Below are 20176 nucleotides of genomic sequence, written 5' to 3' on the forward strand. Positions count from 1 at the left end.
GGCAGGTTGGAGGCCAGCGACCGCTGGCCCACGGGCGCGTGCCCGCGTAAGCCAAGGCGGCGGATGCCGCCGCCCGGCGCGTGAGGGATACTGCTATAAAACAATCAGCCGAAGAAGCCGATCCGCTGGCTCATCGCGTTGCCGGTACGGCGGATCAGCTCGTACAGGGAGGCGATGGGCTTGAAGATATGCTGGTTTTCCTGGCTGTAATCCTGGCTCTCATCGCTGACATAGGTGGCGACCTCGCCAAACCCTTCATCGACGGTCGCATCGGCACGGGCCGGGAAGATGCGGGCCAGTTGTTCCAGCGCCCATGGCACATCCAGATGCAGCAGCCGCGTCACCAGCACCTGATTGGTGATGTTATGCTGGCTGGAGAATTCCGGGATATGGATGGCGTGCTTGTAAATCTGGTGCGTCAGCGCCAGCCGCACCGCGTGCAGCAGGCTGAGATTGCGATCCAGATCGGGATTAGGCGCGGGGGCCGCCCCTGCCCGCTCCAGATTCTGCAACAGCACGCCATAATCCCGGTACAGCTTGCGGAAGATGCGGATCAGGCGCTGATGCGTCGGCGTATCTTCCAGCATGGCGGCGATGCGGCGCATTTCCTCCGCCTCTGCCACATTCTCCGTCCGCGCGGCGCGGGTCAGCCAATGGCCAGGGTCCAGCGTATCGACATAGGCCTTCAGTGCATCGGCGTTGGAGACGCCGACGCCATAGACCACCATGCCGATCAGCTCCCGGAACCGGGGTGAGGTGGCATAGAGGCGGCGGAACTGGTCGGGGTTGCGGTCAATCGCTTCCCCCACACCGGACAGCACATTGGCCGCCAGACCCAACTGCAGCAGGATGGCATTGTGCGGAATGGCGCGGAACTGGCCGGCCATGGTCTGGGCGGAAGCATCGGGCGCGCTGTCATGCTGGCGCTTGATGGCGCGGCTGCCGCTGGGGAACAGCAGGTTGGTGCCAAAGGCGGCCAGCAGCTCACCATAATTCGGGTCTTCCACCAGACTGACCTGGAAGGCCTTCACCGTGGTGAAGAATTCGCGGATGTAATCCCCCTCAGCATAGAACACATCATGTTCCAGATCCGGCTTGGCCGTGCCGATCATATATTCAAGGATACGGGTAACCACCGCCAGCGCACCGGCCGGCGTGACGAAATAGAGATAACCGTCACCGCCCTGGAAGCTGACCTCCTGCTTGAAATCTACCCCATGCTTGGCGGCAAAAGCCAGCGTAGCCGGCGGGCTGACATAGGCCAGCCGGTTGGTCAGGCTGGCCGGATGGCCGCCGCGACCGATGCTTTCCCCATGGGTGTCAAAGATCACCAGCTGCACGCCCGACAGGGCATGGCGGTTGAACAGGCGCATGATGCGCAGGCGCAGGCGTTCAATACTGGCGGCGGCAGGCGTCTGGCCCAGATAACGGCCGGCATCGGAATAGCCCATCTGCACGCACAGCCGGCCGCGCTTCTTCACATAATCGCGGTAATGCGGGTTTTCCAGCAGCTGTTCGATGACGCGGCTGCCCACCTCCAGCGCCTTTTCCGTCTCAAACAGGGGGGAGATATCCACCCGGTCATCGACGCCGAACAGGCGGGCAAAGTACAGCGCCGACAAAACGGTAAAAGCGCTCTCCGATTCCGCGATCAGGAAGCGGATCGGCACGCGGGCATCGGAATATTTCAGCATCTGCGCCACCACCATGAACAGACGCTTGGCGCTGGTACGTTCGGCGATGATGCTGCCGAAATTGATCGATACCGGCTGCACCTTGTCCAGCAGCTCGGTCAGGGAATTCAGATAGGACTGACGGTAGCGCGGATCATCCGCCGCCGTTTCCAGCCCCACCGCCTTACGGATGGCGTTATGCACCTGGGTGCTGTTCAGGCGGACATGGGTATGGGCCATGCCCAGGCCGAAGGCGGACAGTTCCGCCCGCAATACGGCCAGATCCTCCACCACCGGGATGGCATCATCCCCTTCCACCGACGCGGCGAGGCGGATGGCGCGATCAACGAAACCGATGGCCTCCCCCGCATCGACCAGACGCAGCGGCAGCCCTTCATGCATCCGCTTGGCGATACGGCGCAGATGTTCCACATCCTGCGCTTCCGACCCGCCAAAGGCGGCAATCTCATCCGTTACCTGATTGAGGGCCAGGGCCAGCCGACTTTCGATCAGGGCGAGCGTATGGCGCAAATCTTCCAGCGCCGGCACGCGGCCACGAATATCCCGCAGCATCACCAGATAATGGTTCAACTGGCGCTGCTGCACCACCAGCCGCTTATGCAGCGTGTCGGACCAGCGGATATCGGAACGGCCATCCAGGTCATAGCCGACCCAGCTTGCCACGGTCAGCAGGCGGGGCGTCAGCTCCGTCCAGCGGTCGGGATAGGTGCGGCGGCCAACACGCAACACAGCGCGATAGAGCGTGCGGATGGCCGTCTGGATATTGGCGATGGCATCCAGCGACAGCTCATGCTCGCGCGTCAGGCTCATCTCCTCCGGCGCATGGTCGGAGGCGGCGACGCGGCGGATCAGCGCGTCGCGCGCCTCTGCCGTCAGCTTGCGGCCGGTGGCATCATAGCCGGTGGCCAGACAGGTCAGCGCCGTCATCATGGCGCCGGACAGGTTGAAGGTCGGGTGCGCGGTGATGACGATGCCAAACACCTCCTTCTGCACCAGCTTCTGGAATTCCTCAAACGACAGGGCCGGGCCGCCATTGCCGGCGGCAGCGGTTTCCAGCAACCCTTCCAGCCGGGCGGCATTGGTATCCAGCCCCGCCTCACCCAGATAATTGGAAAGGCGGGCAGCGCGGGCCAGGAACCCTTCGCTGGAGAGATAATGGATCAACTGTTCCAGGGCACCGGGCGACAGCTCACCGGCCTGCAGGCGGCGGGAAATGTCCAGCGCCAGCAGCATCACCGGGTTGGCGAACGGGTCATGCCCGGCCTCGGCCGAAAAACGGTCGAACTGGGCCAGCAGATCGGCGGCCAACGCCCTGGCATCCAACCCCTTGGGAGGGGTGTAACGTGCCTGTTTGGTGGACAGCAACGGCCCCTTGCCAGTGGTGGTCGCCAGGGTTTCCAGATCGGAGGGGGCGGCAGCTTTGGGCATCGTCGGGTCCAGCGGCATCGGAGCGTTTCCGTTATCGGGGAGGGCGCCATCTTACTGCGGCGCAGCGTCACAGGGTGAGGTAACGGCGTTACCTCTGTCAACGCCAGATTAGGTAACGCGGACATATTCGATCCGCAATGCAAGCTTATTTGATACGATGCGTTGTTTGTAACACAGCGCCCTTACATATTTGGTCGCCCAAGGGGTTCGCGGATGCACAAAGCTGATCGGCCGGCAGCAGCAGCAATGGCGGATAACGCGCGTGATCAGGCACGCGCGCTGGATTTGCTTGCCCGGAATGAAACCCACGGCCTGCCGCCGGATGGGCGTGTGGAGCGGATTGACACCCATGCGGCTTCCGTCTTTCTGGCCGGGGATCGGGCCTATAAGCTGAAACGCGCCGTCACCTTCCCCTTCTTCGATTACAGCAGCCTGTCACAGCGTTTATCGGCCTGCGAGGCGGAAGTGGCGCTTAATCGCCGCACTGCACCCACACTGTATCTGGGGGTCGGCGGGCTGGTGGCAGACGGGGCCGGGGGCTTCCGGCTGGTGGCGGATGCGCCGGTCGGGCCCGATGGCGGGCCGGCGGATGGCGTGCTGGATTATGTCATCACCATGCGCCGCTTCCCGCAGGAAATGCTGCTGGACCGCATGGCCGCCGAAGGCCGCCTGACGCCCGCCATCATGCGGCGGCTGGCGGAGGGCATCGCCCAGTTCCATGAGGCCGCAGAACCCCGCCCCATGGCACCGGGGGCCGAGGAAATGACCGATCTGGTGGAAACCAACGCGCGGGAGATGCATCGGCATGGCCTGTTTGAACGGGGCCGGGTGGAGGCGCTGTTACGCCAGTCACTGGCAGTGCTGGGCAGCCAGGCGGAACTGATCAACCGGCGGCGGGATGCCGGCTATATCCGGCACTGCCATGGCGATCTGCACCTGTGCAACATTGTGCTGCTGGATGGGGAACCGGTGCCGTTCGACTGTGTGGAATTCGGCGACCGCATCGCTGTGACCGACACGCTGTATGATCTGGCTTTCCTGCTGATGGATCTGGAACATCGGCGGCTGCGCAGCCTGGCCAATATCCTGTTCAACCGTTATCTGGAACTGACGGGCGATCTGGCCGGCCTGTCACTGCTGCCCTTGTTCATGTCGGTGCGGGCGGCCATCCGCGCGCATTTGACTGCGGCGGCCCTGGCGGGACAGGCCGATGCCGTGAAGGCCCAGGGCCTGCGGGCGGAAGCACAAAGCTATCTGGAGCTGGCCTCCCGCCTGCTGTCCCCGCCGGCGGCGCAACTGGTGGCCATTGGCGGCCTGTCCGGCACGGGGAAAAGTACGCTGGCGCGCGTGCTGGCCCCTGGTATCGGCCCGGCACCGGGGGCGGTGATCCTGCGTTCAGACGTGCTGCGCAAGAAACTGGCCGGCTGTGATGAGCTGCAACCGCTGCCCAAGGAATTTTACGGCCCCGCCCATACGGACCGCACCTATGCGGAGCTGGCCGGTCAGGCCGGGCTGGTACTGGATGGGCGCCATGCGGTGATCTGCGATGCCGTCTATGCCAAGCCGGAGCAGCGTCAAACATTGGAATCGGTGGCCAGGGCAGCGGGCGCGCCCTTTACCGGCCTGTGGCTGGTGGCCGATCAGGCCATCCAGGTGGACCGGGTCAGACGGCGGCGCGACGATGCCTCTGACGCCGACGCCGATATCGTGCGCCGGCAGGCCGCCTATGATCTGGGTGACATGCGCTGGGAGGTGATCCCCGCCAATGGCAGCGAGGGCGAAACCGCCGCCATCGCCCGCCGCCATGTCGAAAGCGCGCGGCGTTGACGGGTTTCCATGAAGGGGACGCGGAACGTTCCCTTTACCGTCGATGTTATGATGATCAGCAAGTGTAAAGCGGCTGATCCAGGTCAATGCCGGCGGTTGCAATCCGGCCTATGCCCATAACCATGGTATCGCCCAACAATGCGAAAGGGAAACCCGCCATGGCCTACCGCAAGATCCTCAGCGTGCTGACCGGCGCCGACAGTGACGCCGCCGCCCTGGCGACGGCCTTCAGCCTGGTCGCCTCCACCAAGGGCAATGTCAGCGCCCTGTTCCTGCGTCACGATCCGCGCGACGCCATGCCGATGATCGGCGAGGGCATGACCGGTTCCATGATCCAGGACGTGATGAAGTCGCTGGAAGAAGAAAACGCCGTCCGGGGTGATCAGGCCTATCAGCATTTCAAGACCGCCAGCAACGCCGCCGGCGCCTCTGAATGCGCCCGCGCGCCGGGGCCGGACAAGGTGAGCGCCTGCTGGCAGGAGGTGGATGGCGTGACGGAGGATGTGCTGACGGGGGCAACCCGCGTTTCCGATGCCGCCGTCTTCCCGCCGCTCAGCAAGGAACTGCGCACGGCCGTGCTGGCGGGCATGGAAGCGGTGCTGCTGGAAGGCGGCCGGCCGGTCATCGTCTCCGCCGCCAACCCGCCCTCCACCCTGGGCCGCAAGGTCGCCATCGCCTGGAATGGCCGGGTGCAGGCATCGCGCGCCGTGGCGCTGGCCATGCCGGTGCTGCAAACGGCCGACGAAGTGCATATCCTCACCGTCGGCACGCCCAAGACGGATGCGGAGGGCGGGCATCAGCTGCAGGAATATCTGGCCTGGCACGGCATTCCCTCGGCGCATCACCGGCTGACGGCCAAGGGCACCACGGTGGCCGGCTGCATCCTGGCGCAATGCCGTGATGTTGGCGCCGACATGCTGGTCATGGGGGGCTATGGCCATTCCCGCCTGCGGGAACTGATCCTGGGGGGCGTCACCAAGGATATGCTGGATCAGAATGAACTGACCCTGCTGATGGCGCATTGAGGTTTTAGGCGTTCACCCCTTGGGCCGGTCGGTGAAACGGGCGGCCAAAGGGGTGAAGCTGGCCCACAGGGCCGGCACCGGCGCCAGGGCAACACGCCCTTGGTTGCGCATGGCATCGCCGGCCGCGACATGGCCCAGCTTATCCAGCATGGCGCCCCCGGCCGTTGCCCCCGCGGCGGCCTTCAGCGGGACCAGCAGCGCATCCACCATGTCCAACAGCGGCCGCACCCGGTCCGCCGGCCAGACGGCACGGCAATAATCCAGCGCATAACGCAGATATTTCATCCGCCGCGCCAGCTTGGCCGCCTGTTCCAGGCTGGGCACCTGGCGCGGGTCGGGCAAGCTGCCGACCAGCAGCGCCTTTTCAATCCGCTTGGCCAGCAACGGCCCGGCCATCTCATCCATCATGGTGCCGAAGGGGCAGCCATGGGGCTGGCGGGTCCATTCCCCCTCCTCCAGCCATTGCGCAAAAGCCAGTTGCCACGCCGTCCATTCCGGCGCGTTCAACAAGGCGCGCACCCGGCTCAGCGCCTTGGCGCGGGCCTGCGATACCGCCCCCACAGCCGGCCGGCGCTGATCAGGATCCAGATTGGCCAATGCCAGGGCCAGCCGCTGCCAGGCGCGGGCCTTTTCCAGCAGCTTGGCATGGCGGCGCAGCTCCCGGCGCAGCGCGTCGCCCCGGTCGGTATAGATCAGCCGGCGGAACAGGCCATAGCCGGCATCCAGCCGCCGCGTCGCCGCCGCCAGTTCCCGCAGCGCTAGGGCGTCGCCGGTGCCATCCTCCGTCACCAGCGCTTCCTGATTATCCAGCAGATGCGCCAGACCATTGCGCATGACATGGCGGAACGCCTCCGTCACCGTGGTGATGGGCGTGATGGCCATGGGCCGAGCCGGCGTCGGGCCGGGCCGGGCACCGGTGACCAGGGCAAAGCCGATATCGGCCTTGCTGCGGGTGGACAGGCGCAGCGGCACCCGGCCATGCAGCGCGGCAGCCAGCCGGAACAGGTCGGCGATGCTGCCGCGCTTCAGCTCCAGTTCCACCTCGCTGATGATGCGGTGCGCCTGCCCGCCCGCCGCCGCACCGGTATCGCGGGAAAGGGCCAGCGCCTGCCCCAGGTCCAGCGCCATTTCCACCTCCACCCCATCCCCCAGATGCAGCGGAATCAGGGTGCGCTGGATATCGGTGCTGAAAATACCGGCCAGCCGGGCCGTCAGGGCGGGCGGAATCATCTCCTCAAGCCCGTCACCGCGCAGCAGGGTGAAATCCGGCAGGTCGCCGGTTACCGGCCATTCCCATTCCCGGCGGATGGCAACACCGGCCCCATCGGCCGTACCGCGCAGCCCCAAGGTCTTCACCGCCTGGATGCGCAAGGAGCCCCGGCGGCGCACCCGCAACGCCAGCCCGCGCCGGGCCAGGCTGAGGTCCGGCGCATCATAATATGTGGTATATTCGCGCCCGCGCTGCACCTCTCCCTTTGTCATGGCGCGCACAAGCGCCAGATCGGCGATCCGGCCCAGATCGGCAGGCGCCGCCAGCAGCTTGATCTCGATCTCCTGCCCGCCACCGCGCCGGGCACGTGGCACCGACTGGTTGGCGGGGGTGGGGAGAGGGGCTTTGTTCAGGCCATTCACGTGCCGACGGGTCCATACCAGAAGGAAAGGAAGGGTAGTGTCCAGATAGCGCAGCCGGCGCCCAAGGTTAAGCCCCCAGTTTGGGCACAATGTCGCGCGGGCGCACAAAATCCACCAGCCGGCCACAGCCCCAGCGCAGATCGGCCCAGCCCTGCCCGGCCGGCAGATCGATCGCCACAAAGGAACCGGTGGGCAGCTTGTCCGTCAGTTCAGCCATCAAGGCCGCTGCATCGGGCTGTTCCGGCCGGCCGCACAGATCGCGGGCCAACAATTGCAGGTCGGGATTATGCGCCACCAGCAGGACGGAACCGAGAGTGTCCGGCAGCGCCTTCAGCCGGTCCAGCAGCAATTCCTCCCCACACAGATATAACCCTTCTTCATATTCCACCGGCGGCGGGGCGGGCCATGCCGCCATCACCCGCAGCAGGGTTTCCCGGGCCCGCAGCGCGGTGGAACATAAAACAAGATCCGGTTGCGGCGGGCCACCCTTGCGCGTGGCCCAATAATTCGCCATCGTCTGCGCCGCCCGCTCACCACGCGGGTTGAGGGGCCGGTCATGATCCGCCAGTTTCGGATCGGTCCAGTCCGATTTGGCGTGTCGCAACAGGTAGAGCTTCTTCATGACGACTTCCCGGACACCCAGAACCCCGACAGGCGGTTCAACCCCACGCCGCCGCCGCGCAGCGGCGACAACAACAACGGTGTCAACCGAACCGAAAAACGTCACAGAAGCAACATATACTTTGCCGGACCGCCCGGAACCAAAGGAAGCGCCGATCGTGACCGCCACCCCCGACTTTGCCCCGTCCGTGACCAGCAGTGGCGGTTTCGCCGCCCCTGCCGTCAATGCCGACAAAATTGACAAGCAGAGCCCGGAACGGTTCATCAACCGGGAGCTTTCCTGGCTGGCCTTTAACCAGCGCGTGCTGGAGGAAGCCTATAATCCCAGCCATCCGCTGCTAGAACGGCTGCGCTTCCTTTCCATCTCGGCCAGCAATCTGGACGAATTCTACATGGTGCGCGTCGCCGGGCTGAAGGCCCAGGTGGCCGCCAAGGTGACGACCCCGTCAGATGATAATCTGACCCCGGCCCAGCAGCTGGCCGCCATCAACCACCGCGTCACCGAGGTGATGCGCGATCAGCAAAGCTGCTGGCTGATGCTGCGCGGCCTGCTGCGCGAAGCCGGCATCGCCGTGGTGGAGATCGACGAGCTGTCGCCGTCCGAATATGACTGGCTGGAAGCCCGCTTCATCGACGATATCTTCCCGGTGCTGACGCCGATCGCCGTCGACCCGGCCCACCCGTTCCCCTTCCTGCCCAGCGGCGGCTTCGCGCTCGCCCTGCAGCTATTTGATCCGCATCGCGGCGGGGATGTCGATGCCCTGGTGATGCTGCCGCAACAGCTTGACCGTTTCGTGCGCCTGCCGGGCAGCGATACGCGCTATGTGCTGCTGGAACAGGTGGTATTGACCTTCATCGAAAGGCTGTTCCCGCCCTTCATCCTGAAGGGTCACGGCGTTTTCCGCGTGCTGCGTGACAGCGAGATGGAAATCGAGGAAGAAGCCGAAGATCTGGTCCGCACCTTTGAAAGCGCGCTGAAGCGCCGCAAGCGTGGCAGCGTCATCCGGCTGGCCGTCAATGCCGGCATGTCGAAGGAGCTGCGGGCCTTCCTGACGGACGAATTGCACGTCTCCTCAGATGATGTGTTCGTGCTGGATGGGCTGATCGGCCTGTCCGATACCAAGCAGATCATCACCGATGACCGGCCGGACCTGCTGTTCCCGCCCTATAATGCCCGCTTCCCGGAACGAATCCGCGATTTCGGCGGCGACTGTTTCGCCGCCATCCGCCAGAAGGATATCGTTGTCCACCACCCGTTCGAAAGCTTCGACGTGGTGGTGCAGTTCCTGCGTCAGGCCGCAGCCGACCCCAATGTGCTGGCCATCAAGCAGACGCTCTATCGTACCTCCAAGAACAGCCCCATCGTTGCCGCCCTGATTGAAGCGGCCGAACAGGGCAAGAGCGTTACCGCGCTGGTGGAATTGAAGGCCCGTTTCGACGAGGAAGCCAATATCCGCTGGGCGCGTGACATGGAACGCGCCGGCGTGCAGGTGGTCTATGGTTTCGTGGACCTGAAGACCCACGCCAAAGTGTCACTGGTGGTACGGCGGGAAAGCCAGGGCCTGCGCACCTATGTGCATTTCGGCACCGGCAATTACCACCCGATCACAGCCAAGGTTTATACCGACCTGTCCTTCTTCACCTGCGATCCGGCATTGGGCCATGATGCGGCCCACATGTTCAATTACATGACCGGCTATGCCACGCCGAAATCGCTGGAGAAGATCGCCATCGCCCCCACCACCCTGCGCCAGCGGCTGGTGGATAAGATCGATGCCGAGATTGCCCATGCGCAGGCCGGCCGGCCGGCCCAGATCTGGGTGAAGCTGAACAGCCTTGTCGATGCCCAGTTGATCGACAAGCTGTATGAGGCGTCGCAGCAGGGCGTGAAGATTGAACTGGTCATCCGTGGCATCTGCTGCCTGCGGCCCGGCGTGCCGGGCCTGTCGGAAAATATCCACGTCAAATCCATCGTCGGCCGTTTCTTGGAACATGGCCGCGTCGTCTGCTTCGGCAATGGCCATGGCTTGCCCTCGCCGCAGGCACGAATCTTCATTTCCTCGGCCGACTGGATGCCGCGCAACCTGGACCGTCGCATTGAAACCCTGGTGCCGATCGAGAATCCGACCGTGCATCAGCAGGTGCTGGACCAGATCATGGTCGCCAATCTGAAGGACAATACGCAAAGCTGGGTTTTGCAGCCCGATGCCACCTATCACCGTATGGAGCCTTGCGCAGAAGCCTTCAATGCCCATACCTACTTCATGACCAATCCCAGTCTCTCCGGTCGGGGCAGTGCGATGAGCGCTGCCCGTCTGCCGCCGAAGCTGGTGTTGAGCAATTTCCCGTAAAACGGCGCCAATCCTCTCGATGATATCCTTGAAAGCGGACCACTCAGCCTTGGATCATGTCCACGCGGACGATCGCCTTGCGGTGATCGATGTCGGGTCAAACTCCATGCGCTGCGTGGTTTATGAGCGGCTGACCCGTTCCCCCGTTGCCCTGTTCAATGAACGGGTTCTCCCCAGCCTTGGCCGCACGGTGGAGAAAACCGGCCGGCTGAATCCCGATGGGGTTCGGCTGGCGTTGGACAACCTGACCCGCTTTCGTCGCCTGCTGGAAGCGATGCAGGTACGGCGGGTGGATGTGCTGGCCACGGCGGCGGTGCGTGACGCCACCGATGGTGCCGAATTCGTGGCGGAAATCACCCGCCGGACCGGCTTCACCGTCGCGGTGCTGTCGGGGGAGGAAGAGGCGCGGCTGGCGGCCTTGGGCGTGCTTTCCGGCGCGCCCGATGCCGACGGTCTGGCCGGCGATCTGGGCGGCGGCAGCTTGGAACTGGTGCTGCTGGAAAAGGGGCAGATCGGTTCGCAGGTGACCACGCCGCTGGGGCCGCTGCGCCTGCTGGAGGCAACAGACGGCAAGGCCGGCAGTGCCGCCAAGCTGATCGATCAGCATCTGGGCAAGCTGGACTGGCTCTCCAAGGGCAAGGGGCGGTCCTTCTATCCGGTTGGCGGTGCCTGGCGCGCGCTGGCCAAGATGCATCTGGAACAGACCAATCACCCGCTGCACATCATTCATCAATATTCGGTGGATGGTTCCGCGATGGCGGAATTTGCCGGTCAGGTGGCCCGCGCGTCGCGCGGGGCGCTGGAAAAGATGCAGGGTGTCTCCAAGCGGCGGCTGGATACGCTGCCGCTTGCCGCCCTGGTGATGGAGCGGGTGTTGAAGGCGGTGCAGCCCGCCCGCGTCACCTTCTCCGCCTATGGGCTGCGTGAAGGTCATCTCTATGATTTGCTGCCGGCCGAAGAACAGCAGATGGACCCGCTGCTGACCGGCTGTGGCGATGTGGCGGCCCGGATCGGCCGGTTTGGCCATGCGGAAATCCTGTCGGCCTGGACGGCCCCGCTCTTTGCCGGGGAAGACCCGGCGGCGCGGCGGTTGCGGCAGGCGGCCTGCCTGCTGTCGGATCTGGGCTGGATCGAACATCCCGATTACCGCGCCGAACATGCCTTCCTGCGTATCCTGCGGATGCCGTTCGCCGGGGTGGACCATGCGGAGCGGGCCTTCCTGGCGGCCTGTGTCTATGTCCGCTATGCCGGCACGCTGGAAGGGTCCGTGCTGGCCCCGGCGCGCGGGTTGTTGAAGGAAAATGTGCTGGCCCGCGCCACCATGCTGGGGCTGGCCCTGCGGCTGGCCCACACCTTGACGGGCGGTGCCGCCACCTTGCTGCAGCGCACCAGCTTGCATCTGGGCGAGTCGACCCTGACCCTGGCGCTGCCCGACGATGCCGCCATGTTGACCGGCGAGGCGGTGCAGCGCCGGTTGGATGCTCTGGCCAAAGCGCTGAACCGGGTGGGTGACATCCGCATCCAGCCGGGTGCCTGAAGCCTTTCAGAACAGCACCATTTGCACCAAGGGCGGGCGCGCAAGCGGCCCGCCCTTCTGCTATGATGCTGGCAACGACTTTCTTTGGCTGGGCACCACCATGATCGACCTCACCGCGCTTGCGATTTTTGCCGGCATTTATGCTGTGGCGGTGGCCTCGCCCGGCCCTGGCGTGGCGGCGGTGGTGGCCCGCGCCCTGGCGACGGATACGCGCCGTACCCTGCCATTCATCGCCGGCATTGTGCTGGGTGACCTGACTTGGTTCGGGCTGGTGGCCGGTGGGTTGAGCGTGCTGGCGCAGAGCTTTCAGATGGTGTTCACCATCATCAAATATGCCGGTGCGGCCTATCTGCTTTATATGGCCTGGAAAATGTGGCGGGCCCCTGCCACCCCGCCCAGCGAATTGCCGGCGGTGAAGGGGGATGGCTTGCGCCAGACCATGGGCGGTCTGGCCCTGACGCTGGGCAACCCGAAGACCATGATCTTCTTCCTGGCCATCCTGCCGCAGGTGATCAACCTGCATGAGATGACGCCCCTGGCCGTGCTGGAGCTTTGCATCCTGATGGCCTGTGTGCTGACCAGCGTGATGACCGCCTATGCGATGGTGGCGGCCAGCGCCCGGCGCTTCATCGCCAAACCATCCCATATGCGCGTCATCAACCGCGCCACCGGCGGGTTGATGGCGGGCGTGGCCGTCGCGGTTGCCACGCGCTGACACCACGGCACCTGTTGCTGTTTAATCCGGCAATCGCTATAATTCCCTTTACGTAAACGTTAATATCAAAAGGCGGAGTTAGGGATGAACATCGACCAGATCGAAGCCCAGATGCGGGCGCGGGCGTTGAATTTCACCGGCCTGGGTGCCCTGGTTAAGTTCGATTTCGGTGGCGGCGACGCCCTGTTCATCAATGGCCGCAGCACCCCGCCGGTGGTCGGCCGCACGGGTGATGCACCGGACACCACCTTGACCATCTCCCCGGACAATCTGCTGAAACTGGCGGAAGGCAAGCTGGCCCCCACCCTGGCCTTCATGACCGGCAAGCTGAAAGTATCGGGCAATATGGGCGTGGCCATGAAGCTGGCCAATATGCTGGAAGATTAAGCGGGTCAGAAACGGGCGGCGCCACCTTGCCGCCGCCCGTTTTGTTTACCCCACGGCCTCCCCGGCCATGGGCAGCACCACGGTGACCCGCAGGCCCCCTTCTGGCCGGTTGGCCAGGCCGATCTCCCCACCATGGGCGCGGACAATATCATTTGCCACCGACAGGCCCAGCCCGGTGCCGCCCGTATCGCGCGAGCGCGAGCCTTCCAGGCGGAAGAAGGGGCGGAACACATTATCGAATTCAGTCTCCGGAATGCCCGGCCCGTCATCATCGATGGTGATGGTGACATTCTCACCCGTGATGGCGATGGCGATATCGGCCCGCTGACCATATTTCACGGCATTTTCCAACAGGTTGGCAATCGCCCGGCGCAAGGCCATCCGCCGGCCCATGATCGGCACCGCAAAGGGTGAGGGGGTTACGCTGGCCGGCTTGCCGCCGTCACGCATATCCTCCACCAGCCGTTCCAGCATGGCATTCAGTTCCAGCGGCTGAATATCCTCCTGTGCCGCCTCATCGCGGGCAAAGGCCAGGGTGGAGCCAATCATCGCCTCCATCTCCGCCAGATCATCCAGCATCTTTTCGCGCACCGAATCATCATCAATGAATTCGGCGCGCAGGCGCATCCGGGTCAAAGGCGTGCGCAGATCGTGGCTGACAGCGGCCAGCATCCGCGTGCGATCCTCCACAAAGGCGCGCAGACGGCGCTGCATCTTGTTGAAGGCGGCAGCGGCCAGCCGCACCTCCCGTGGGCCCGCCTCATCCAGTGAGGGGGCATTCATATCCACGCCCAGCCGGTTGGCGGCGGCGGCAAAGCGGCGCAGGGGCCGGGTGGTGAAACCCAGTACCCACGCCGACAGCAGAATGGCCACCGCCGCACTGCCGGCCAGTGAGGCCAGGAAACCCGGTTCGCGCAGCGCATCCGTCGCCGTAACCGGGGCATGGAACCGCATCCAGGTGCCATCTTTCAGTTGCCGTGACACCTCGATCACCGAGGGTTCAGGCGGCGGCGGCACCGGCATCCCGAAGGGTGGGATGGAGATGGCGGGTGATTTCTCCGGCTGCCCCTCCTTCTTCGGCTCCTTCTCATAGACATCCAGCATGACGTTGTGACCGGCGCTGGTGCGCACGGTCAGTTCCCGTTCCTTCAGCCCGCGCAGCACGGCCAGCCGCACATCGGTCGGCTGTTCCTCAATGGCGCGGGCGAATCCGTCCAGGCAATTGGCCAATTGTCCGCCCTCGGCATCGGCCACCGCCTCTGCCCGGTCAGATCGGTAAAGCCCCAGCGCAATGGCCTGGGACAAAAGGATACCCCCGACCAGCACGGCGAAAATGGAATAGGACATGCGGTCGGTCAGCGCCCTCATGACGGCTGCACCTCCGGAGAGAAGATATAGCCGCCGGAACGCACGGTCTTGATGATGGTGGGCTCCGCCGGGTCCTGTTCGATCTTGCGGCGCAGGCGGCTGATCTGCACATCGATGGAACGGTCGAACGGGCCGGCCGAGCGACCACGGGTGATTTCCAGCAGATCATCGCGGGACAGCACCCGCCGCGGCCGGGTGGCCAGGGCCACCAGCAGCTCATATTCACCGGCGGTCAGGGTGATCTCTTCCCCCTTCTGGTCGGTCAGGCGGCGCTGCGCCTGATCCAGCAGAAAACCGGCGAACTGGATGCTGCCGCTGGCAATGGGGGCGCCGTTGCTGCCAGTCTGGGCCCGGCGCAGCACCGCCTTGATGCGGGCCACCAGTTCGCGCGGGTTGAAGGGCTTGGGCAGATAATCATCGGCCCCGATCTCCAGCCCCAGGATGCGGTCCGCATCCTCCCCCATGGCGGAGAGCATGACGACGGGCGGCCCGCCCTCTGCCCGCACGGCGCGGCAAAGCGACAAACCATCTTCGCCCGGCATCATCAGATCCAGGACGATCAGGTCAATATTACGATCGGCCAGGAACCGCCGCATCTCCACCCCATCCTTGGCCGCCGTGACGCGGTAGCCATGACGGGTGAGATAGCGCGTCAGCAGATCGCGGATTTCGCGGTCGTCATCAACGACCAGAAGGTGGGTGCTTGTATCGGTCATGACGGCAATTCTATCGCTGTGGGCCGGTATCTGCCGATGCCCATGTTGTTAACGCAAGGTAACGTTTTGATCGGCCGAAACACAGTGTTTCACAAGTCCCCCATCTTGGTCATGGAGGAGAAAAATCAGGGTGTTTTCCTAAGACTGTCCACGGACGAGAGCCGGGATGGACCGAGAGACGACCTGTGAGGAACCACCCATGCGTACCCTGATCGCCATCGCCGCCGCCGCCTTTATCGGTATTTCCGCCGCCGGTGCAGCCGAACCGGCACAGGTTGCCGCCAAGGACAGCACCGCCCCCGTCGCCCGCACCGAACCGCTGACCAGCCGTGAAGCCCGCGACATTGCCCGCACCTATCTGAAGGACAGCAAGATCCGGCAGGCCCGGGTGGGCGATGTCACCCAACGGAATGGTGAATACAAGGTCGTGCTGAAGTCAGCCGATGGCATTCCCTTCAAGACCCTGACCATCGACGCCGCCACCGGCGAAATCAAGGGCTGATAAAGGCCCCCGCAAACCGCTGTCGGCCATCCCCGTTGCCGGCAGCGGAAGGGGCGGCGCTCCCGGTTGTCCACCAGCCGCCCCTTCGACCGGGCCGGTGGGTGCTTGCCGGCCCCATCCCGGCCAGCACCCACCGGTACCAAGACCATGAGAAACGCGATGAACCCAAAGTCCATGCCAAGGGGCATGGAACATGACCCTTGGAGGCCGGCGACTGCCGGCCCGCGGGCCCGTGCCCGCGTGAGCCAAGGCGGCGGATGCCGCCGCCCGGCACTTGAGGGAACTGATATTACCTGTTGAACGGAAGGAGGTCTGACCCATGAAGCCCACCCAAGGCCCCCTGCTGTCCCTGTTCGACAATGGCGATGGCACCCCCTTGCAACAGCGCCTGTTCGACCGGCTGCGCGCCGCCATTCTGGATGGCGCGATCCGTCCCGGTGAACGCCTGCCTTCCACCCGCACACTGGCGGCCGATCTGGGCGTGTCGCGCAACACCGTGGTGGCCGCTATCGACCGGCTGATCGCAGAGGGCTATCTGGAAGCCCGCATCGGTTCCGGCACCTTTGTCAGCCGCAGCCTGCCCGATGATGCCATGGCCCCTGCCTTGCGGCTGGCCACACCCCGGCCGCAAAAGCAGAACCTGCCGGTGATGGCCGCCGGAGCCGAAATCCTGCCGTTCCGGCCCTGTGTGCCGGCCTATGATGAATTTGATGTGGAGAACTGGCGCCGGCTGCTGGCCAAGCGCTGGCGCGATACTGGCGGCCTGCTGCTGGGCAACGATACCGCCGCCGGCTGGGCCTCGCTGCGCCGCGTGCTGGCCGGGCATCTGCAGACCAGCCGGGGCATCAGCTGCGACCCGGAACAGATATTGATCCTGCCCGACCGCCGCACCGCTCTGGACCTTGCCGCCACGCTGCTGCTGGGGGCGGGCGATACGGTGTGGCTGGAAGATCCCGGCTGCAACCTGCAACATCTGGTCTTCGGCAACCGGGGCCTGCACGCCGTCCCCGTCCCCATGGACAGCGACGGGCTTGATGTGGAACGCGCCCAACGGCTGGCACCGGATGCACGGTTGGCCTTGGTCAGCCCCGGCTGGCAGTTTCCGCTGGGCGGCACCATGCCCCTGCGCCGCCGCATGGCCATGCTGACCTGGGCCCGCCGCACCGGCGCCTGGCTGCTGGAGGATGATCGTGATGGCGGTTATCGCTATACCGGCCGGCCGCTACCGTCCCTGATGGGGCTGGATGACAGCGAACGGGTGCTGCATCTGGGCAGCCTGGACCAGACCCTGGTGCCCTCCCTGCGGCTGGCCTGGCTAGTGGTGCCGCCTGCCCTGCTGGGTGCCGCAAGATCATTACGGAACCGGATGGACATTACCGTTCCGCTACCGGAACAAATGGCGGTGCATGATTTCCTGGCCGAGGGGCATTTCTGCTCCCACCTGCGGCGGACAAGGCGGCTTTATGCGGAACGGCAGCAGGCGCTGCTGTTCGCCGCCGAACGCTATTGGCAAGGGATGCTGAGCTTGGAGGCCGCCGGGGCCGGGCTGCATCTGCTGGCCCGGCTGGCACCGGGGCTGGGTATCGGTGATACCAGCCTGTCGGCCCAGGCCCAGGCGGCCCGCCTGGATGTGCCCGCCCTTTCGCACTATCGCCATGGGCCGGCCCCGGCGGGCGATCCCGGCGCCTTGCTGCTGGGCTACGCCGCCTTTACACCGGAAAGGATCAGCCGGGCCGCTGAACGGTTGGCCCAGGTGCTGGAACGGGCGCAGGCCCAGGGCGAGACCCGCTTCGGCGGTGCCCGGCGGCTTGTTCCGGCTACGTAACGTCTGCCACAAGGCCGCCGACCAGCCGCGCCAGGGCATCGGGTGCGATGGGAAAGACGGTATTGGGTGTGCCGGCCGCCGCCCAGATCACCGGATAGGCCAACAGGTCACGGTCAAACAGGGTGATGGGCGGCACATTGTGGCCAACCGGCGGCACCCCGCCGATGACATAGCCGGTCTTCTGCCGCACAAAATCAGCATCGGCCTTGGCCAGACGTTCCCCGGCCAGGGCCGATGCCAGATGCCGCGCCACCGTCGCCTCATTCACCCGGTTGCTGCCCGAGGCCACCACCAGAATCGGCCGGGCGGTGTCACGGGTGCGGAACATGATGGATTTGGCAATCTGCGCCACCTCGCAGCCAATCGCGGCCGCCGCCTCCGCCGAGGTGCGGGTGGAGGCGGCGAATTCCAGCACATGGATCGGGTGCCCGTGATCATTCAGCAGATTCTGGATTTTCTGCGCACTGGGGCTGAGCGAGATGGCCATGGGTGATCAACCCGCCAGTTCACGCGAACGCTGGGTCGCGGCGGCAATGGCCCGGCGCATCAGCGCCGCCATCCCCTGCGGCCCCTCCTCCATCAGCACATCCAGTGCTGCCTGGGTGGTGCCCTTGGGGCTGGTGACATTGCGGCGCAGCTGCTCGGCTGATTCATGGCTCTGGCGCAGCAGCTCGCCCGAACCCACGATGGTGGCGCGCGCCAGCTGCATCGCCAGATCGGGCGGCAGCCCGGCCGACTCGCCCGCCCGCGCCAGCGTTTCCACCAGCAGGAACACATAGGCCGGGCCGCTGCCGGAAACGGCGGTGACGGCATCCAGCTGGCTTTCCTCCGCCACCCAGGTCACCTCTCCCACAGCGGAGAGCAATTGCTGGGCCAGGGCGCGGCCCTGGCTGTCGACATTGGCATTGGCCACCAGGGCGCTGATGCCCCGGCCGACGGCGGCCGGCGTGTTGGGCATGGCGCGCACGATGCGCGCCCCGTCACCCAGGAATTTCTGAAAGTAACCAAGCGTCTTGCCAGCAGCGATGGAAAGGAAAAGCGCGCGGTCGGCATAGCGGGCATAGGCCGGCAGCACCTGATCCATCATCTGCGGCTTGACCGCCAGCACAATGGCATCAGGCTGGAAATCCGCCGGAATATCGGCGGCATCGGTCACCACCTGCACATCGTCCGGCAGGCCCTTGGGCGGGCCAAACGGCTCCACCACCACCATGCGGGTGGCGGGGTCGGCCTGTTTCCACCCGGCCAGCATGGCGCCGCCCATCTTGCCGCAACCGACCAGAAGCAATTTCGCGCTCATCACATTCCTCCCCGGAAAAGCGTTGGCCCGGCCTTTCCCCGAACGGGGTTCAGGATCGGCCGGTTCTCAAGCCTCCCCAACCGTATCCAGAATGGCAGCGGCCACCGCTTCCTGCGCCGTTTTGCCACCCCAGATGACAAACTGGAAGGCCGGATAGAAACGCTCGCACTCTGCCAGGGCAATGTCCACCAAGTCTTCCAACTGTTCCGAACTGGCACCACGGGCACCGCGCAACAAGGTGGTCTGGCGGAACATCGGTGTCGCCTGATCTGGGCAGACATCGAAATGGCCCAGCCAGAGCTTGGGATTGACCTCCCCCAGCAATTCCGACACCGAGACGCGGCGCGGACCCGGCACCTTCATGTCAAACTGGCAGGAGAACTGCATCGCGCTCACCTCCGACTGCCACATGAAGAACAGGCGATAGTCACACCAGCGACCGGTGATCTCCACCACCATCTCTTCTTCATTCACGCGGTCGAAGGCCCACTCATTGGCAGCAACGATCTCTTCCAGAATATCCAGCGGATTATGGGTGGATGCCGCATGTTCCACGGAAACGGCCGTCATACTCTCTCTCCTCAGTCCCCCACCGATCCCCGGGACCGGCCCGCCACCCTGGTTTGACCCAGATATTGTGGCGTATGGTTGATGAGCCACCATGGATACGGTGCCAGCGCCTACTTGCGTGTGCAACCTGAATCCAGGGCCGGCCCACCCCCTTTGTCACATGTTCTACTGACGGCCTTCCCGACCATGGCAAAACCCCACCGCAAGGCGGCGGGGCGCCGGCAATCCGTAAAACCGATAAAGCGTCATTCAGCCCTGGCGGGCTGCCTGCAATTCCGCCACCAGGGCTTCCAGCTTGGCCACGCGTTCTTCCAACGGAGCGGCGGCAGCCAGCTTCTCCTCCAGTTCCTCCTGGCGGGCGCGGGCCTCCGCCGCCATGGTCTTGGCGGCCTCGAACTCTTCGCGGGAAACGACATCCATCTGTGACAGGATGCGTTCGAACTGCTGGCGGAACTGCGCCTCCACCTCCGCGCGGATGCCCGACAGGGCGCCGACGGCGCCGCTGGCCACACGGGCCAGGTCATCCAACAGCTTGTTCTCGATCTGCATGGGTTGATACCCCTTTCAAAAGCGGGCGGCATTATGGTGACGACATCGGGCTCTGTCCATGGCGTTAGCCGCAAGCGCGCCCCGCTTGCCCCGCCTGTCAAGACACACCTATATAGGCCGCGACAGTGG

Annotated in this window: 17 protein-coding genes; 8 read left to right on the plus strand and 9 right to left on the minus strand. The window is 64.9% G+C overall.

Annotation, left to right across the window (positions count from 1 at the left end; all coding sequences use genetic code 11):
• Positions 1-104: 104 nt before the first annotated feature.
• On the minus strand, positions 105-3140 hold the full coding sequence (locus CHB97_RS19475; RefSeq protein WP_089289672.1) for a phosphoenolpyruvate carboxylase: 3036 nt from the start codon (positions 3138-3140) through the stop codon (positions 105-107).
• Between the two features lie 195 nt (positions 3141-3335).
• Between CHB97_RS19475 and CHB97_RS19480 the strand changes: the two genes are divergently transcribed.
• Positions 3336-4949: an AAA family ATPase gene (locus CHB97_RS19480; protein WP_244559617.1), complete on the plus strand. Its 1614-nt coding sequence runs from the start codon at positions 3336-3338 to the stop codon at positions 4947-4949.
• A 158-nt stretch (positions 4950-5107) separates the two neighbouring features.
• Positions 5108-5974, plus strand: a complete 867-nt coding sequence (locus CHB97_RS19485; RefSeq protein ID WP_089289674.1) for a universal stress protein — start codon at positions 5108-5110, stop codon at positions 5972-5974.
• A 12-nt stretch (positions 5975-5986) separates the two neighbouring features.
• On the opposite strand, the gene CHB97_RS19490 is transcribed toward CHB97_RS19485, so the two are convergent.
• A complete protein-coding gene (locus tag CHB97_RS19490; RefSeq protein ID WP_160106039.1) occupies positions 5987-7606 on the minus strand; it encodes a CYTH and CHAD domain-containing protein in 1620 nt (539 codons plus the stop codon).
• Between the two features lie 67 nt (positions 7607-7673).
• The gene (locus tag CHB97_RS19495) at positions 7674-8228 is read right to left on the minus strand and encodes a histidine phosphatase family protein (protein WP_089289676.1); all 555 of its coding nucleotides are present in this window, start codon (positions 8226-8228) and stop codon (positions 7674-7676) included.
• Between CHB97_RS19495 and CHB97_RS19500 the strand changes: the two genes are divergently transcribed.
• The 4 genes from CHB97_RS19500 to CHB97_RS19515 all read left to right on the plus strand — a co-directional run bounded on the left by CHB97_RS19500 (position 8227) and on the right by CHB97_RS19515 (position 13217).
• Entirely contained in the window at positions 8227-10578 is a 2352-nt protein-coding gene (locus tag CHB97_RS19500; protein ID WP_244559618.1) for an RNA degradosome polyphosphate kinase, read from the plus strand. The two genes, CHB97_RS19495 and CHB97_RS19500, sit on opposite strands and share 2 nt — an antisense overlap.
• 49 nt (positions 10579-10627) lie before the next feature.
• Complete coding sequence (locus CHB97_RS19505; RefSeq protein WP_244559619.1) at positions 10628-12115, plus strand: Ppx/GppA family phosphatase; 1488 nt, start codon at positions 10628-10630, stop codon at positions 12113-12115.
• Between the two features lie 100 nt (positions 12116-12215).
• Complete coding sequence (locus tag CHB97_RS19510; RefSeq protein ID WP_200820029.1) at positions 12216-12830, plus strand: LysE family translocator; 615 nt, start codon at positions 12216-12218, stop codon at positions 12828-12830.
• An 84-nt stretch (positions 12831-12914) separates the two neighbouring features.
• Positions 12915-13217: an SCP2 sterol-binding domain-containing protein gene (locus tag CHB97_RS19515; protein ID WP_089289679.1), complete on the plus strand. Its 303-nt coding sequence runs from the start codon at positions 12915-12917 to the stop codon at positions 13215-13217.
• 45 nt (positions 13218-13262) lie between these two features.
• Here CHB97_RS19515 and CHB97_RS19520 read toward each other — a convergent pair whose 3' ends face one another.
• Both CHB97_RS19520 and CHB97_RS19525 read right to left on the minus strand, forming a co-directional pair.
• Complete coding sequence (locus CHB97_RS19520) at positions 13263-14585, minus strand: ATP-binding protein (RefSeq protein ID WP_244559620.1); 1323 nt, start codon at positions 14583-14585, stop codon at positions 13263-13265.
• Positions 14582-15301 (minus strand): response regulator, encoded by a 720-nt coding sequence (locus CHB97_RS19525; RefSeq protein ID WP_089289680.1) that lies wholly within the window; start codon positions 15299-15301, stop codon positions 14582-14584. Before CHB97_RS19525 ends, CHB97_RS19520 begins: the two co-directional genes overlap by 4 nt.
• Before the next feature lie 199 nt (positions 15302-15500).
• Here CHB97_RS19525 and CHB97_RS19530 point away from each other — a divergent pair, with 199 nt between their 5' ends.
• Together CHB97_RS19530 and CHB97_RS19535 are read left to right on the plus strand one after the other, a co-directional pair.
• Positions 15501-15803 (plus strand): hypothetical protein, encoded by a 303-nt coding sequence (locus CHB97_RS19530; protein ID WP_089289681.1) that lies wholly within the window; start codon positions 15501-15503, stop codon positions 15801-15803.
• A 319-nt stretch (positions 15804-16122) separates the two neighbouring features.
• Positions 16123-17628, plus strand: a complete 1506-nt coding sequence (locus CHB97_RS19535; RefSeq protein WP_089289682.1) for a PLP-dependent aminotransferase family protein — start codon at positions 16123-16125, stop codon at positions 17626-17628.
• Here CHB97_RS19535 and CHB97_RS19540 read toward each other — a convergent pair.
• The 4 genes from CHB97_RS19540 to CHB97_RS19555 all read right to left on the minus strand — a co-directional run bounded on the left by CHB97_RS19540 (position 17621) and on the right by CHB97_RS19555 (position 20047).
• The gene (locus CHB97_RS19540; RefSeq protein ID WP_089289683.1) at positions 17621-18115 is read right to left on the minus strand and encodes a YbaK/EbsC family protein; all 495 of its coding nucleotides are present in this window, start codon (positions 18113-18115) and stop codon (positions 17621-17623) included. The two genes, CHB97_RS19535 and CHB97_RS19540, sit on opposite strands and share 8 nt — an antisense overlap.
• 6 nt (positions 18116-18121) lie before the next feature.
• Positions 18122-18928, minus strand: a complete 807-nt coding sequence (gene proC / locus CHB97_RS19545; RefSeq protein WP_089289684.1) for a pyrroline-5-carboxylate reductase — start codon at positions 18926-18928, stop codon at positions 18122-18124.
• 66 nt (positions 18929-18994) lie between these two features.
• Complete coding sequence (locus CHB97_RS19550) at positions 18995-19498, minus strand: YbjN domain-containing protein (RefSeq protein WP_089289685.1); 504 nt, start codon at positions 19496-19498, stop codon at positions 18995-18997.
• 249 nt (positions 19499-19747) lie between these two features.
• On the minus strand, positions 19748-20047 hold the full coding sequence (locus CHB97_RS19555; protein ID WP_089289686.1) for an accessory factor UbiK family protein: 300 nt from the start codon (positions 20045-20047) through the stop codon (positions 19748-19750).
• Positions 20048-20176 lie beyond the last annotated feature (129 nt).

The organism is Azospirillum sp. RU38E, from assembly GCF_900188385.1.
GTDB lineage: Bacteria > Pseudomonadota > Alphaproteobacteria > Azospirillales > Azospirillaceae > Niveispirillum.